11 protein-coding genes are annotated in these 16268 nt (G+C 36.1%); 2 read left to right on the plus strand and 9 right to left on the minus strand.

Annotation, left to right across the window (positions count from 1 at the left end; all coding sequences use genetic code 11):
* Window position 1: 1 nt before the first annotated feature.
* The 5 genes from ACFIKJ_RS07435 to glyA all read right to left on the minus strand — a co-directional run bounded on the left by ACFIKJ_RS07435 (window position 2) and on the right by glyA (window position 4065).
* Entirely contained in the window at window positions 2-457 is a 456-nt protein-coding gene (locus tag ACFIKJ_RS07435) for a 6,7-dimethyl-8-ribityllumazine synthase (RefSeq protein WP_375627359.1), read from the minus strand.
* An 81-nt stretch (window positions 458-538) separates the two neighbouring features.
* The gene (locus ACFIKJ_RS07440; RefSeq protein WP_375626467.1) at window positions 539-1156 is read right to left on the minus strand and encodes a riboflavin synthase; all 618 of its coding nucleotides are present in this window, start codon (window positions 1154-1156) and stop codon (window positions 539-541) included.
* Entirely contained in the window at window positions 1138-2265 is a 1128-nt protein-coding gene (gene ribD, locus ACFIKJ_RS07445; RefSeq protein WP_375627358.1) for a bifunctional diaminohydroxyphosphoribosylaminopyrimidine deaminase/5-amino-6-(5-phosphoribosylamino)uracil reductase RibD, read from the minus strand. Before ribD ends, ACFIKJ_RS07440 begins: the two co-directional genes overlap by 19 nt.
* Window positions 2258-2740, minus strand: coding sequence for a transcriptional regulator NrdR (gene nrdR / locus ACFIKJ_RS07450; RefSeq protein ID WP_015856456.1), 483 nt, complete (start codon window positions 2738-2740; stop codon window positions 2258-2260). The genes ribD and nrdR overlap by 8 nt, the downstream gene beginning before the upstream one ends.
* Before the next feature lie 11 nt (window positions 2741-2751).
* The gene (gene glyA, locus ACFIKJ_RS07455; RefSeq protein ID WP_375626463.1) at window positions 2752-4065 is read right to left on the minus strand and encodes a serine hydroxymethyltransferase; all 1314 of its coding nucleotides are present in this window, start codon (window positions 4063-4065) and stop codon (window positions 2752-2754) included.
* A 321-nt stretch (window positions 4066-4386) separates the two neighbouring features.
* Here glyA and argC point away from each other — a divergent pair, with 321 nt between their 5' ends.
* Window positions 4387-5319, plus strand: a complete 933-nt coding sequence (gene argC / locus ACFIKJ_RS07460; protein ID WP_375627357.1) for an N-acetyl-gamma-glutamyl-phosphate reductase — start codon at window positions 4387-4389, stop codon at window positions 5317-5319.
* A 22-nt stretch (window positions 5320-5341) separates the two neighbouring features.
* On the opposite strand, the gene ACFIKJ_RS07465 is transcribed toward argC, so the two are convergent.
* The 4 genes from ACFIKJ_RS07465 to hfq form a co-directional block, all read right to left on the minus strand.
* Window positions 5342-6433: a COX15/CtaA family protein gene (locus ACFIKJ_RS07465; RefSeq protein WP_375648212.1), complete on the minus strand. Its 1092-nt coding sequence runs from the start codon at window positions 6431-6433 to the stop codon at window positions 5342-5344.
* Window positions 6434-6564: 131 nt separating this feature from the next.
* Entirely contained in the window at window positions 6565-8391 is a 1827-nt protein-coding gene (locus ACFIKJ_RS07470) for a hypothetical protein (protein ID WP_375627355.1), read from the minus strand.
* 149 nt (window positions 8392-8540) lie between these two features.
* Entirely contained in the window at window positions 8541-9878 is a 1338-nt protein-coding gene (hflX, locus tag ACFIKJ_RS07475) for a GTPase HflX (RefSeq protein WP_375627354.1), read from the minus strand.
* Between the two features lie 54 nt (window positions 9879-9932).
* On the minus strand, window positions 9933-10172 hold the full coding sequence (gene hfq / locus ACFIKJ_RS07480) for an RNA chaperone Hfq (protein ID WP_005773461.1): 240 nt from the start codon (window positions 10170-10172) through the stop codon (window positions 9933-9935).
* Window positions 10173-10828: 656 nt separating this feature from the next.
* Here hfq and ACFIKJ_RS07485 point away from each other — a divergent pair.
* The gene (locus tag ACFIKJ_RS07485; protein ID WP_375670406.1) at window positions 10829-15388 is read left to right on the plus strand and encodes a hypothetical protein; all 4560 of its coding nucleotides are present in this window, start codon (window positions 10829-10831) and stop codon (window positions 15386-15388) included.
* The last annotated feature ends 880 nt before the right edge of the window (window positions 15389-16268 follow it).

A 16268-nucleotide genomic window follows, 5' to 3' on the forward strand; every position in this document is an offset into this window, starting at 1 on the left:
TTTAACGATTATCTCCAAATCTCTTTTTTAGAGCGATCATACATAAAGCAGCTTCAGCCGCAAAACCACCTTTATTTTTGTCATCTAGATTCGCACGCACCCATGCTTGTTCTTCATTTTCAACAGTCAAAATACCATTTCCAATAGCCAAGTGCTGATGAATAGTTAAATCCATCAATGCACGACAAGAATCATTAGCAACAATTTCAAAGTGATATGTTTCGCCCCGAATAACACAACCAAGAGCAACATAACCATCATAAGATATCTTATTTTGTTCAGCAAAAGCTATTGCACTTGGTATTTCTAATGCTCCAGGAACCGTTACAACATCATAACTTGCTTCAGCTTTTTGCAAAGTATTCACTGCACCTCTCAAAAGCGCATCAGAAATCCCCTCATAAAAACGTGCTTCAACAATCAATACGTGAGGCTTTTTACGTATCTCTTTCATCATAATGGAATTCCACAAAAAACGAATCAAAAAAATCAAGGTTATAAAGCATAAAATTCTGAAAACGATCAATAGAGTTTTGGTTTATTCATCTTCTCTTTTTAAAGCAAAAAGTTTCGCAGCATAACGAGCAAGTTGATCAATTTCCAAATTGACCCGATCTCCAATTCTAGCCTGTCCCCACGTTGTCATTTCGAGTGTATGGCGAATAATAAGAACATCAAAAACACAATCCTCAACACCATTAACAGTCAAAGATGTCCCATTAAGTGCAATAGATCCCTTATTGACAATGAAAGGTATAAATTGTCTTGCAACTTTTAAATAAAAACGAATTGCATCCCCTTCATTTTTTTGATCAATGATTTCAACCAAACCATCAATATGACCAGAAACCAAATGTCCTCCCATTTCATCACCTAATCGAAGCGAACGTTCCAAATTAACAAAAGTTCCTTTTGTCCATTGTGCAAGATTCGTTAAACGTAATGTTTCTTCCCACGCCTCGACAACAAACCAATTAGAATCTTCTTGTTTTAATCCTCGCTCTACAATTGTCAGACAAATTCCTGAACAAGCAATTGATGCGCCAATTGCTAAGCTTTCTATAGCATAGCGTGTAGAAATCTTTAAACGCATCCCCTGCTTTAAAGGTTGAACATCTTCAATACAACCAATATCCGTTATAATTCCTGTGAACATAATGTCTTACGTCTCCATTTATAAAAACGGTCATTTCCAAACATTCTTGTCTCAATCTCATAAAACTGCGAGAGATAATTTCCAAAATGAGGGGCTTCAATACGATTTTTTCCTAAAACCATGGGGGTATGAAAACATATCAAATGATCAACACAACCAGCATTCAAAAACTTTTCCCCTGTCTTTACGCCCCCTTCCAATAAAACACTATTAATCCCATGTTTATAAAGCATCTGTAAAAGAGCAAAGGGTTCCACACAACCATTGTTCATCTCTACCGAATAAACAGACACACCATATTGCTCCAATGCATTTTTTTTGCTTTTCTTTGAAAGATCCACATCACAAATAACCCATGTAGGAATTTTCATAGCTGTTTGGACAACTTTTGCATCAAGGGGGATAGATAAATCTGCATCCAAAATAATACGAATTGGTGAGCGCATCTCCATCCCTGGCAAGCGGCAATTAAGTTGTGGATCATCTGCTAATATAGTACCAATACCAACGAGGATAGCATTATTTTGAGCGCGTAAAATATGCGTATGGGCATGAGAAAGTGTTCCACTAATTTTTACGCTGCCCTTTTCTCTTTTCCCAACACCATTATCAGCAGAAATTGCCATTTTAAAAGTGACCGCACAGCGTTGTATCTTCCTTATGCACCAATGCGTCCATAAAGATTCAAAAGCCTCTTCAGCTAAAATGCCCTCAACCACTTCAATACCCGCCGCTCGCAAAAGAGCAATACCATGACCATCAACACGCTTGTCACAATCAGTCAACGCAACAACAACTCGAGAAATACCTGAATCAATGAGTGCATTCACACATGGCGAAGTTTTTCCATAATGCGCACAAGGTTCTAAAGTAACATAAGCAGTCGCTCCTTGAGCCAAAGAACCAGCCATATGTAAAGCTTGCACTTCGGCGTGAGGACTCCCATGAATAGCTGTTATGCCATAGCCAACAATAAATGCCCCCGCACTATTATCGTTTCGCACAATTAACGTACCAACGGAAGGATTCTCACCTGTAAGACCGACATGACGCTCTGCTAGACGAATAGCTGCAGCCATAAACCGTTCATCTTGCAATTTTTTATTCATCAAAACGAGATTCTGTATCCGCAATACCCTTTGACAATTCATCTATAACATCGTGAAAATCGCTTGCATTACGAAAATCTCGATACACAGAAGCAAAACGAATATAAGCAATATCATCAATTCTTTTCAATGCTTCCATAACAAGATGTCCAATTTTTTCTGAAGCAATCTCCGGTTCTCCCAAACTTTCAAGCTGGCGCACAATGCCAGAAATTGCTCGTTCAATATGATCAGGATCAATATTGCGCTTACGTACAGCCACATCAACTGATCGCATTAACTTATCACGATCGAATGGTTCACATCGTCCACTTTTTTTAGCAACCAATAGCTCACGCAACTGAACACGTTCAAAAGTTGTAAAACGACCACCACAAACGGAACACACACGGCGGCGGCGAATCACTGCCCCCTCTTCTGCTGGACGTGAATCTTTAACCTGTGTATCCTCATATTGGCAGTAAGGACAGCGCATCTTTTGTGTCCTTAACGATTACTAAGATAAGAGTAAAGAGGAAATTGACTCGTTATATCTTTTACCTTTTTCTCAACAGCCATTTCAACGGCATAATTATCTTCATCACTTTTTGCGCTCCGAAGACCATCAAGAACTTCTGAAACCAGATGACCAACTTGAATAAACTCTTTTTCTGAAAAACCACGTGTTGTGGCAGCAGGTGATCCCAAGCGAATTCCCGATGTTATAGATGGCGTTTCAGGATCAAAAGGAATACCATTTTTATTGCAGGTAATATGAGCGCGCCCCAAAGCCAATTCAGCACGTTTACCTGTTAGATTTTTGGAACGTAGATCAACCAACAATAAATGATTATCTGTACCACCAGAAACAATATTAAAACCATTACTCTGTAATATTTTTGCTAAAGTTTTCGCATTAGCGACCACATTGGCACTGTAACTCTTAAAAGAGGGACGCAAAGCCTCCTCAAATGCAACAGCCTTTGCAGCAATTACATGCATTAAAGGACCACCTTGAAGACCAGGAAAAATTGCAGAATTAATTTTCCTGGATAAAGACTCATCATTTGTCAATATTAAACCACCACGAGGACCTCGAAGCGACTTATGTGTTGTTGTTGTTACAATATGCGCATGTGGAACGGGTGAAGGATGCACGCCACCAGCAACAAGACCGGCAATATGAGACATATCAACGAGTAGATGAGCACCAATCTTATCTGCAATTTCACGGAATCGTTTCCAATCCCATAGCCGTGGATAAGATGAGCCACCCGCTATAATAAGTTTGGGCTTACGTTCTTTTGCAAGTTGCTCAACCTCATCCATATCAATAATCTGATCTTCTTGACGCACACCATAGGAAACAACATCAAACCATTTTCCTGACATATTAACAGATGAACCATGCGTAAGGTGACCACCAGCATTTAAGTCTAATCCCATAAATGTGTCACCAGGCTGAAGTAAAGCTAAAAAGACAGCTTGATTCATTTGGCTACCAGAATTAGGCTGTACATTCGCAAAAGCAGCACCAAAAAGCTGTTTTGCCCTTTCAATGGCTAAATCTTCAACGACATCAACAAATTGACACCCGCCATAGTAGCGCTTTCTTGGATAACCTTCTGCATACTTATTAGTTAAAACAGACCCCTGCGCTTCAAGAACCGCTCTTGAAACAATATTCTCTGAAGCAATCAGCTCAATTTCATGTTGTTGACGCTCAAACTCCCCTCTAATTGCATCAAAGATTGCACCATCAACAGTTTGTAAATTATCATTAAAAAAGCGCTTTTGTGCGTCATTTTCTTGCTGAGTCATAAAACACATTCCTAACATAAAAAAATAAAATCACTGAACGATAACACAGCAAACCATGCAAACCAAACATTTTAAACCGCTTACACTCAAAAATAATGACGCAAATATTTATCTTATTCTTTGTTATAAAAAAAACAAAAAACTTCCCTCTCAAGAATGGTAAAAAATGAGATTACATTTCTTTTTTTACACTCTTATTTGTTTACACCTTTTACAAAAGGTATCTATAATCTAAAGAAATTCAATAATTTAATGATTAAAAATAATTTATAATGTGAAAAACTGAATATAATAGGCAAAGTTAATACAAGGCAAATAAGAATGCTAACTAAAGTTTTTATTGATGGTGAACATGGCACAACCGGACTACAAATACAAAAACGCTTAGAGGGGCGTACAGATTTAAAACTACTCTCTCTTGCTCATAAAGATCGCCATAATGTCCATCTGCGACAAGACTATCTTAATCAAGCCGATATTGCTATTTTGTGTCTTCCAGATGATGCTGCACGCGAAACAGTTCATTGGCTTAAAAAAAATAAAAACATTAGGATTATTGATAGCTCGACAGCCCACCGTGTTGCACCAGACTGGGTTTACGGTTTTCCTGAAATGACAACAGGACAAAGAAAGCGCATCCAAGCAGCACATTATGTAACCAATCCCGGGTGCTATCCTACCGGTGCCATTAGTTTGATTCGCCCACTCCGTGAAGCAGGACTGCTAGACGCCTATTATCCCATCTCGATTAATGCAATCTCCGGCTATACTGGTGGTGGAAAACAGTTGATTTTAGAAATGGAAAATCAATCTCAACAAAATATTCAGAACAATTATTTTATCTATGGTCTTAATCTTGAACACAAACATGTGCCAGAAATTAAAATCTATGGACAAATCAACCAAACCCCAATTTTCATACCAAGTGTTGGTCGTTTTCCCCAAGGGATGATTGTGAATCTTCCTCTGCATCGCCATTTATTCACAAAATCAGCAAACTGTTCTGATTTGCGCGAAATTCTCGCAAACCATTACGATGGACAAAATACCATTTTAGTTGCATCACAAGAAGAAACTGCTTCACTTCAAAGACTTAATCCAGAGTGTTTAGCCAATAAAGATAATATGAAACTGTTCGTATTTGGAAATGATCGTGAAGGTATTTTTAATCTCAGCGCCATATTCGATAATTTAGGAAAAGGCGCATCAGCTGCGGCTATCCAGAACCTCGATTTAATGCTTTCAAGCAACTAAAACTCCCTATAAATACAAACTTTTATTCAACAACGCGATATGCCCCTTTCGTTGCTCGCCAGTGCGCAACCGCAAAACATAACACTGCTAGTGCCATACTTTGGTGAATGAGCCCTAAACTTATCGGAACCTCATGTAACAGTGTTAAGATACCCAAGAGTGCTTGGATAATAATCATAACACAGATAAGAAATGCACGACGAGAATGGGTTGAATGTGGAATGTTTTTTTGTACATAGAAAGCATGAACAACTGAAACAATAAATACAAAATAAGCAAAAAATCGATGAATAAATTGAACCATTAATGAATTTTCGAATAAATTGAGCCAAACAGGACGAAGCTGCAACAAACCATCAGGAATAATCTGCCCATCCATAAGAGGCCATGTATTATAGACTTTTCCAGCATGAAGCCCTGCAACCAAAGCTCCGAAATAAATCTCTATCAAAACGAGAACAACAAGCCAAGCCGCAAAATATTGCACCTTTTTATTTGCTGGCTTTTCTGAATATTCTGCAAGTCCTCGAGATAAATAAGTAACAAAAACAATAACAAAACATGCCGTTATAAGATGAAATGCCAAACGATATTGGCTCACACTTGTTAAATTACTTTGCCCAATCCCTGAAGCAACCATCCACCAACCAATAAAGCCTTGAAAGGCGATAAGAATAGGCACGACAATAAGCGGGAGTAAGATATTTTTTTCAACACGCTTAGTCGCCCAAAACCAAATGAGCCCCAATAAAGCGACAAGACCAACAAGACGCCCAAGAACACGATGCGCCCATTCCCACCAAAATATGACCTTAAAAGCACTTAAGGTCATATCAGGATTAAGCAGCTTATATTGTGCTATCTGTTGATATTTTAAAAATTCCTCTTGCCATTGATCCACACCAATCGGTGGAATAACGCCGTGTATTGGCTTCCATTCCGTTATAGATAATCCTGATCCCGTCAAACGAGTAGCGCCACCTACTAAGACAATTGCTAAACAAAGCAATAAAATAGAGTAAAGCCACACCTGTATTTGTTTTCTATTTTTCTTTTGCACGGGCGTTAAAATGCTATTGTTTAATCTCTTTACTGCCATCTCTGATTGCCCCACGCTTCTCTCCAACTACAATGCATTTTAAAATTTAAACATCAAATCATTGTGTATTCTAGTATGTACTATAACTTTAGCAAAAAACAAGCGTACCACTATAACATGCGATACATATTTCTTTTTTATAAAGTTTATGATGCAACAACGCGATAAACAGCCTTTGGAAAGCTGCTTACCATCCGCATCATCCATTCTTGTTCATTAAGAACAGTCTTACAAATATAATAGTCTGTTAGCTCTGCAAATTGCTCAAATCCATATTTTGGTTCGCTTGCCATCTCTAGAATGATAAAATCATATTCTTTTTTAAATTCTTGTAATATATGAGAAATGTCATTTGAAAAATCTTGTGCAGAAATAGCACTTGTTAACCCCTGAGGAAGAATATCAACCCCCGTATCATAATCACGGTAAATAACATCATGCAGCTGGGCATTGCCCGTTAAAATATCACTCAGTCCGCGATGTGGACCAATGACCTTCTCTATTTGTTGACCAGAAATATCGACCAACAGAATTGTTTTGTTCTCTTTTGTGAGATGAAGTGAAAGCTTTGCCGCTGTCCGTGCAGCCTCTGGTCCAATGATTGAAATAATGGTTGAAGCACGCCATTTCAAAACATCAGATAATCCCTCTATCGTAATAAAAGCTTCAAGATTTTTCATTTCTTGAGAGACTAAAATACTCTCGTTCTTCTTAAGAGCATTTTCTTTTGATCTCAAATCCTCTTCTGAAGGTTGATCTTTTTTGCTTTTAAAGCACGGATAAAATAACAATATTCCTAGTAAAAGAGTAAGGAAGCTAGCCAATGCACTCACAAAAATATTTTTTCCATAAAGAGCCATAAAAGAAATTGGTGCTAACGTTGTTGGCATAACCACGTGGATATTTGTGTTTTGTAAAAGAAGAGGATTATCACTCAATCTCCGATATGAACCAATAATTTTTTCTCTTCGTTGAGCAGACTTACTCATCGCTTTATTTTGTGCATCGACTGCTGCTTTTATTTTATTTTCAAACTCGTTAAATATTTCATTCAAAGATTGGGATTGATCTTTTACAAAAAAGTTCATTCTTTTTTTGAGCTGTTTTTCTAATTCCGTTGCAATAACCTCATCTGAATGAACTTGATAAACGATTTGTAAAATTTTATTTTTTAATTGATGAGAAACTGTTTCTAATTCCGCAGTCATTGCTTTAATTTGAGGATGTGTCCACCCCAATTGCACCGCCATATGTGCTCTTTGCGTTTCCAAAAGATCACGTTTAGATTCCAGAGCAACAATTGCTGAATTACCTGCAATAAACGATAAAGACAATAAAGACTGTCCCTTTTCACGCATCGCGTTAATCGTTGAGTTCAAACTTGTTAAATGAATACGCTTTAAAGTTGCTTCCGTTAATTGCATAGAAAGATCATGAAGCTCTGTTTGTTTTACACCCTGCTGAATAAAAGACTCAACAGATGTACGAAATCCCTGCATGATATTAACGATTGCAGTATTATCATATTGTTTGTCTTCTAATTTATCATTTAACAAGAATTGTTTCTGTTTTATGATTGCTTGTGAAAATGCGGAAAACCAAGTTTCCAACCCACGTTGAGCTGCTTCAAGTGTCTCAGCTTCAAAAGTCAAATCGATAAAATCACCACGACGCGATAAACGGATATTTTCATGATTTTTTTTCTTATTAAAAGCACTTAAAGAAAATTGCGAATCATTGAAGAACATAGGCTGTGAAAACAAAAAAGCGATAACATTGTCTTGCTTTTTGATTGGTAACGGTTTTCCTACAGAATCAGATAATGAAAATATTAAAGTTGCTTGGTAACCACGGGGCTGAAAAAAATAATACAACCAAATCAAAGATATACATAGCATTTGTAATAGCAAAACAATCAAAATGCTTCGCCATACAGTACGTAGGAATAGTCTTTTATTACACTTAAGACTCATCTTTATTTTAACCAGCAAAATACTTCTTCATATTGTTTTATTAAGAGAAAGTAGTAACTATCCTCTTAACTTGCTGTCATATTATTTTCAGATAATAAAAACATAAAATTTAAGCACAAATGTTCAGCAATAGCTTTAAAGAACTTAATTCATATTTTTTTGATGTTCTCTAATTGTTTTTTTGCTTCAGAAGTAATAACGGCTCTAATGGTAACAGACCCATCATCATGTCCTTCTTGCATTATTTCCGAAGAGTTTTCATAAAACCAATCGATAAGCGACATTTCATGAGGTTTTAAAAGATATTCAATGCTTTGCACCTCTCCAAAAATTCGCTTTTCAATGGCTCTTAATAATTGATCGAGTCCATCCCCCTTAAGCGCTGATACCATGAGAGCAGGATTTAATCGTGTTTTTGCGCTTGTTTGTAAAACATTCAATGCCTGCTCATCCAACATATCAATCTTATTCCAAACCTCTATGATATGCTCCATATCATCAATATCGATATCAAGACTTGAAAGCACTTCTAAAACATCTTGAGCATGTGCACGATGATCAAGATCTGACATATCTCTTACATGAAGAATGAGATCCGCTTCAACCACTTCTTCAAGGGTTGCTCTAAAAGCTGCAATCAAATTTGTTGGCAAGTTAGAAATAAACCCTACAGTATCAGACAAAAGAATAGTTTTTCCATGGGGAAGAACAACTTTGCGCAAAGTCGGATCAAGCGTTGCAAATAACATATTCTTTGCTAATACATCTGCACCACTTAAACGGTTAAAGAGAGTTGATTTTCCTGTATTCGTATATCCTACCAGTGCCACAACAGGATAAGATGTTTTTTTCCTTTTTGCTCTATGTAGTGCACGTGTTTTAATAACCGTTTCCAATTCGCGTCGAATACGAATAATTTTCTCTTGTAAAAGACGCCTGTCTGCTTCAATTTGCGTTTCACCAGGTCCACCTAGAAAGCCACGTCCCCCCCGTTGCCTTTCCAAGTGCGTCCAACTACGCACAAGTCGCCCTTTTTGATAAGACAAATGCGCTAACTCTACTTGCAAAACTCCTTCTTTTGTTCGTGCACGATCCCCAAAAATTTCAAGAATCAAAGCCGTTCTATCGATAACTTTGCAATTCCATAATTTTTCTAAATTACGCTGCTGTACTGGCGTTAAAAAGTGATCTACAATCGTAAGCTCAATAGAATATTCATCTATATAACAGGTTAACGCATCTACTTTACCTTTTCCAAAGAGAGTCGCAGAGCGAGGCGTTGCAATATTAACCGTTTCATAATTAACAACTTCTAACCTTATAGCACGCGCTAAGCCTAATGACTCTTTAACACGAGAAGATATAGAACACTCTCTCAAAGAGCTTTCACTTCTATTTTCTTGAAAAATCGGTATCAAAACAAGTGCGCGCACCTGCCCTGTATTCTGCGAAAACACCCCTCCTAATCTCTCATTTTTATTTATCATAGCAATCTAAGTACTTTTAAAATGGGATAAGAGGTTTATCTTAAAATGATATGTTTACTCAGGACTTTCACCCTCAAACATCTGCACAGGCTGTCCAGGCATAATCGTAGAAATAGCATGCTTATAAACCAATTGCGCATGTCCATCTCGGCGCAAAAGAACACAAAAATTATCAAATGAAGTTACAATACCCGTGAGTTTAACGCCATTGACAAGAAAAATTGTAAGGGAAATTTTTTGCTTACGCACCGTATTTAAAAACACATCTTGCAGGTGTTGTGATCGCTCTGCCATTATTCTTACACCTTCATCTCGATTGCATAAAATATTCGTGCATGCATATCGACTGAAAAATATCTAATTGTCAACGTAGAAGCTTCAAAATTTAGCAACAAACAACTGAAATTAGAGAAAAAACGGCTCTTTAAGGCAATAATAAAGCGCAACTTACAAAAAGCTATATTAAATTAAAAATTTTTCCACGTTTATTCTTTTATAATCTTACAGTCCAAAGGCATACTTTTATATATCCTAAGCTATTACAGACTATATGTGATGATGAATCTGCTTCGTTTAGAATCAATAAAAGTAAACGGACAACAATATTTATTAACGATCATCGGTATTAATAGAGAGGTGTTCGCACCTTAACTGTGTATATAACGGCTATTAAATTATCCTTGTTTCAAAGACTAGCGGCTTATAAAGTTTTTTATAAACACAAGTTGTAAACAGTATTTTTGTTTTTGTTAGATTCAAATAATAAATTGTTTTTACTATATTTTATAACATTTTTAAACAGGGTATAAGAAACCGCGTTAACTTTATCTTGATAAGTTTTTAAAATTTTTCCCTAAGCATATTCCTTTCTAAATAATTAACAGCTAGTATGTAGAGATTATGTGGAAGAGGACGTATCCCTTTTCCGTCTGTAAGAGTACGAGGCGAGTATGGCACGCAGAACCAAATTGCAAACATTTGAAGTTGAAGTTGAAGAAGCCCTCACAAAAGCTATGAACTTTGATTTCAATGACACAGAATTTGAAACAATATCATCAAATAATTCTGAAAATATTGTTAATGTCGATGATCTGATTCAAAAAATTGCAATGGCAGAAGAAGAATTCTTTGCTGAAAACGGTACGTCAACTTTTGTTTCTAATATTCATGATGAAGCTGTTGTTGATAAATCCGTTGTTGAACAGCTTTTTGCTCCAAAACCTTCACCTGATATTTCAGGTGGGACTGTTCATAATACATTGTTATCTACAAAACTTCTTCCTGCAAATGATGATATAACAACCCCTGTAAATTTTGGACTATTAAAGCAGCGTTCTTCCTCTCGAGTCTACTGGTATACAACAGCGCTTAGTGCTTTATGGGCAACGGGAGGAGCTTTTATTGCGCATAAGCTCGCACCTACCGGACTCAGCTCCTTATCCAATATCAGCACTTTTGTTACATCCCCAACAGGACTCGCTGTAGCAGCCGGAACAGCAATTCCTATCCTTATATCTTGGGGCGTTGCTCAATTAACAAAACGTTCAAACGACTTGCATAATATTGCTCTTCTTATGACAAATGCTGCGCAGCGCCTTAGTGAACCACAACATTTATCTGAAAAACAAGCTATTGCTATAGGGCAAACCATTCGTGAAGAAGTAGCGGCAATGAACGAAGGTATTGAACGTACCCTCGGACGTGCTGTTGAACTTGAAGCAATCATACAAGGTGAAGTTCACAACCTAGAACAAGCCTATGCTGAGAATGAATCACGTATTCACACATTAATCAAAGAATTGAGCAATGAACGCATCGCCATTTTGAATCACGCAGATCGCGTACAATCAACAATTAAAGGAACCCAAGAACAACTGAGTGATGAATTTGGTTTAGTTACCTCTAAAATTGTAACCAATGTTGAGAAGCTTGCACAAACTCTCTCTCAAACTTTACAAAAACAAGGTGAAGACCTTGTTGAAAAACTTTCCTATGCCGGTGATGGCGTAACAAATCAGCTTGTTGAAAAATTTAACGAAACAACAACACAAATTCAGCAGAAAAACACAGAATTTTTTCATGAATTAGGAAAAAACTTCGATGGTTTTTCAAAACGATTTGATCATAATGAAAAGCAAATAGAAAAAACCTTTAATGAAACAGCTGAAAAAGCGGAAGTACATGTTGCTAAAATTGCCACACATATACAAGCAGTAACAGATCAAACTTTGCACGCTGTCGATGAAAAGTTTAAAGCCTTGGATCAAGCTCTTATTGATCGTAATAATCAATCTCTACAGAATTTTGATGAGAAGATCTTAAAGCTCGACGACCAAGCACATAAACTCTCTTCTAAATTTGATAACGTAACCTCGCAAGCAATTGGAGCCTTTGAACAACGTTTAGCCACTGTTGATCTTTCTCTTAAAGAACATAGTGATTCCATCATTGATTCCTTTATAGAACGCAGTCAGGCTTTAGAGGATAATGCTGAAAAACTTGGTAACTTCTTGGAATCTCATGTCTTGAAAATAAATGAAAACCTCCAAGAAAAAACAGCAGACATTACCCATGCATTTACAAATGGACGTGAAGCTATTCTTTCTGCAATTGATAAAAGTAAAGAAAGCCTGAGAGAAGAAATTCAGTATGTCGACAATGCCATTGTTGATATCATCCAAGAACGTTCACAAGATTTTAAAGTACAACTTTCTGATCAACGAGCTCTTATGGCAGACATGCTCGATAACGAGAAGAATAAAATTGCGGATACATTAAGAAATCAAATTGATGTCTTGTCCCAAAACACTTCTCATATTGAAAAAGTTTTGGCTGACAATATTCAAGTCGTTGATAAACAAGCTGAAAATCATATTACAAACATCATTCAATGCACTGAAAAACTACAAGATGTCATTGTACAAAGCTGCAATACAACCCAAGATGCTTTAGAAGCACAAGCGAGAAACATTGATATCCGTGCCGATGCTCTGCGTGACTCTTTAGCGATTAATAGTTTTTCTCTCAATGAAGTTCTTGCCGATCAAGCACGCACACTTGAGCAACGCATGGAAACAATCCATAATCTCATTGCAAAAAGTGATATACGTGTCGATGTTGCATTGAAACAACAAATAGATTTAGTTGAAAGTGCAATTGTCGCCAATAATAAGAACATTACTGAAACGGTTCAAGATCATATCAAAAACCTTGAAAACCATGCCGAAATTTTAAAGAACACTCTCTCTCAATCGAGTGGTGTTTTCTTTGAAACCCTTGAAACACGTATGGAATCATTCGATACAGATCTAGAAGATCGTGCACACAAAATTTTTGAACGAACAACAACGCTAGAGGAAACCTTATCTGAAAAATTTAGCCAAATCTGTGAAGCCATTGATATGCAAACATCTGTTATTGAGGAACGTTCTGACACGTTAAAAACGTCTCTCATGCTTAATAATGAGCAAAGTCAGATAATTCAACAAGCACTGGAAAGCAGTGTTGACAATATGCGTGTAACCTTAGAAGACTCTGTTAATATAGTTACAGATAACCTGCATAATAAGATTATAAAAGCTTCTGATATTCTTTCTTCTACGAGTGAACAAATTCTTTCATCTGTTACAAATGTTACTGCACAAGCAGAAAATATTCTCTCAGAATCAGGCAATCGCATTGTATCAAATGTCAAAAAAACTGTTTATGATACCAGTGAAAAAGTTCTGTCCGTTCTGTCTGAACAAACAGCGCATACTGTCGAAGCTTTCGCAACAGCCAGTCATAATGCACAAGCATTATTGAACGAAACCATTCACACATCAACAACAGCAATAGAGCAAGTTCTTAATGAACGCTGTGATGTTCTTCATCACTCTATGCAAAATTTTAAAAATAATTTAGGTTATCAACTTTCTGATGTAACGAGCCGTCTGGAAGTTGCAGAAAATCAAACAGCAACACAAATTTCAAAACATGTTGGAAAAATAACAGAGCTGACAAATCACTTAAATCAAGCAGCGCAAAATACGACAGAATCAATTGATTCTTTAACACAGCATATCGGTGAACAACTCTCTCTCTCCACACAAGAAGCTGAACAAAGAATTTATGCACACAATGAATTTTTAGTGAATAGCTTAACAAAAGCTAACTCTGAAACACTTCAAACAATAACGGTTATGAAGGAAGAACTTGTTAATAATGTCTCATCCGTCTTAACACAGTTGAATCAATCAATTTACAATTTTCACGAAAATAGTAATGTTTTATTATCAGCTGTTCAAAATATTGATGGTCAGTTTAATGAGAGTGCGAGTAATTTTTTCCGCAACACGGACCAAGTAGCAGAGCGTCTGTCAGCCTCAAATCAAGTGCTCAATAATAATGTTGAAATTCTGCAAGGACTTTCAAAGAATACCTTTGAACAAATTAATCATATAACGAGCAGTTTTGGTGAACATGCAAAAACACTTTCCCAAACTATTCATGTTCTTGAACAGTCTGAAAATTCACTGAGTGCAACACTTGAAGAAAAACATAATACGCTTTCTGTATTAAGTGATGCTCTTGTTTCAAAGTCTCATGAAATTAATCAAATGATTGGGCATTATGAAAAAATCTTCAACTCAGCACTTGAACGCTCTGATAAGAATGCACGTAACTCCACAAATTCATTCCAACAATCACTTAATAGGCTTGTTAGTGAAGCATCGGCGCGTTTTTCAGAAGCAGCAGAAGACATACGTCGCTCCGCTGATGAAGTTCGTTTAGAGCTTTCAAAGATTAATAATGATATCAATGAAAATGTTAAAAAACTTCCGGAAAAGACAAAAGAAACAACGCAAACAATTCGCACAGCTTTGAATGAACAGATTACAGCGTTACAAGATCTAGTCAGTGTTATACAAAATGATCAAAAGGGCGCAAAAAAACAGCTGATATCAGAATTTCCTGCATCATCAATGTTTAATCAAAGAAGTGACAAATCCACTGAGTCCGTTAAAAAGATCGTACCACCTAAGCCTATTCTGCAACAAGATCAAAGCAAAAAAAGACCAAATAAATGGGTGTCAAATCTCTTAGAAAGAGCTTCACGTGAAGAAACGTTTTATGATGCTCCCCCTAGTGATGATGTTTTAACATCAGTGCAAACAAAACCATCTCCTGCAAACTGCTCTCTTAATTCATTAGCTTCTGGTATAGTGCAAGCTATTAATCACAATGCCATTGTTGAGCTATGGGATCATTATCAACGTGGACAAAAAAACATCGTAACAGAACGCCTTTATACCTTAAATGGACAAAAAATATTTGAAATGATTAAGAGAAAATATATGAGCGATTTTGAGTTTAAACGTTCAGTGAATCAATATGTTACAGATTTTGAAAAACTCTTACGTGATATATCGCGCAGTTCTGGTTCTTCCAGCTCAGTTCGCAAATACCTGATATCAGATACCGGAAAAGTTTATACTATGCTTGCTCATGCAAGTGGTCGAATCCAATAAAAAATAAAAAAAGTGGAAAAAGATATTTTTTCCACTTTTTTCCTCTCCAGTTGTTTTAATGGCTCATTGTAGAGTACTTTGCTTTTAACTGCAGCTTTGTACTTCAAAGGCTGGGATAATTGGCGTGCGGTCTTCTGTGATATCCTAAGCAATAACCCTAAAGAAGCGTAATGACTTATAAAACAACATATCATTCTAAGAATGATAAAGCATATTTTCTATTTCCTTATCTTTTTCTTAACTCCTTTATTTTTCATAGTTTCATAAAGGTACAAAATAGGTAATAATTATTTTTGCTAATTGTGAAAAAATTCCGTGCTTTTACATTAAAATAGCTCATAGAAACATTTCTATTTATTTTTTTAATGTTTTTTATCCACACATTACTCTCGTTTGAATTATGTAAGTAAATATTTTTTATTATATTAGGTGAATTTTAAATAAAAGAATCTTATTGTATTCAAATTTCCCATCCAACATACGAAATGATGCATTATAAATTATAAAGAAAAGCGTTATGGAAAATATATGATTTTCATGTTATAAAATCCGCAATTACAGCCATTTCAGCCATATCTTTGTTTATTAAAACACATAATTGTTAGTATATAAAAAATACAGCTTTCACTATTAAGAATCCAATTAAACAATGAACAACACCACTTCCATTTTCAACATTCCAGTCTCCTTTAAAATAGCTGAATAAACAATTTATAAATTACAAATTGTTATTTAAAATTTCTTGTACCTCCGTATGAAACTTTAAATAAAATATATATTTTATAAAAAATGGATGAAATTGATAGGAAATGTTCTTCTGTTCTTTCCTTATTTTGTAAACATTGCAAAAAAATAATGGCTTGATAATGTAATCGTTAGA

It is taken from the genome of Bartonella sp. PS7NMGDW, assembly GCF_042193585.1.
GTDB classification, from domain to species: Bacteria; Pseudomonadota; Alphaproteobacteria; order Rhizobiales; family Rhizobiaceae; genus Bartonella; species Bartonella grahamii.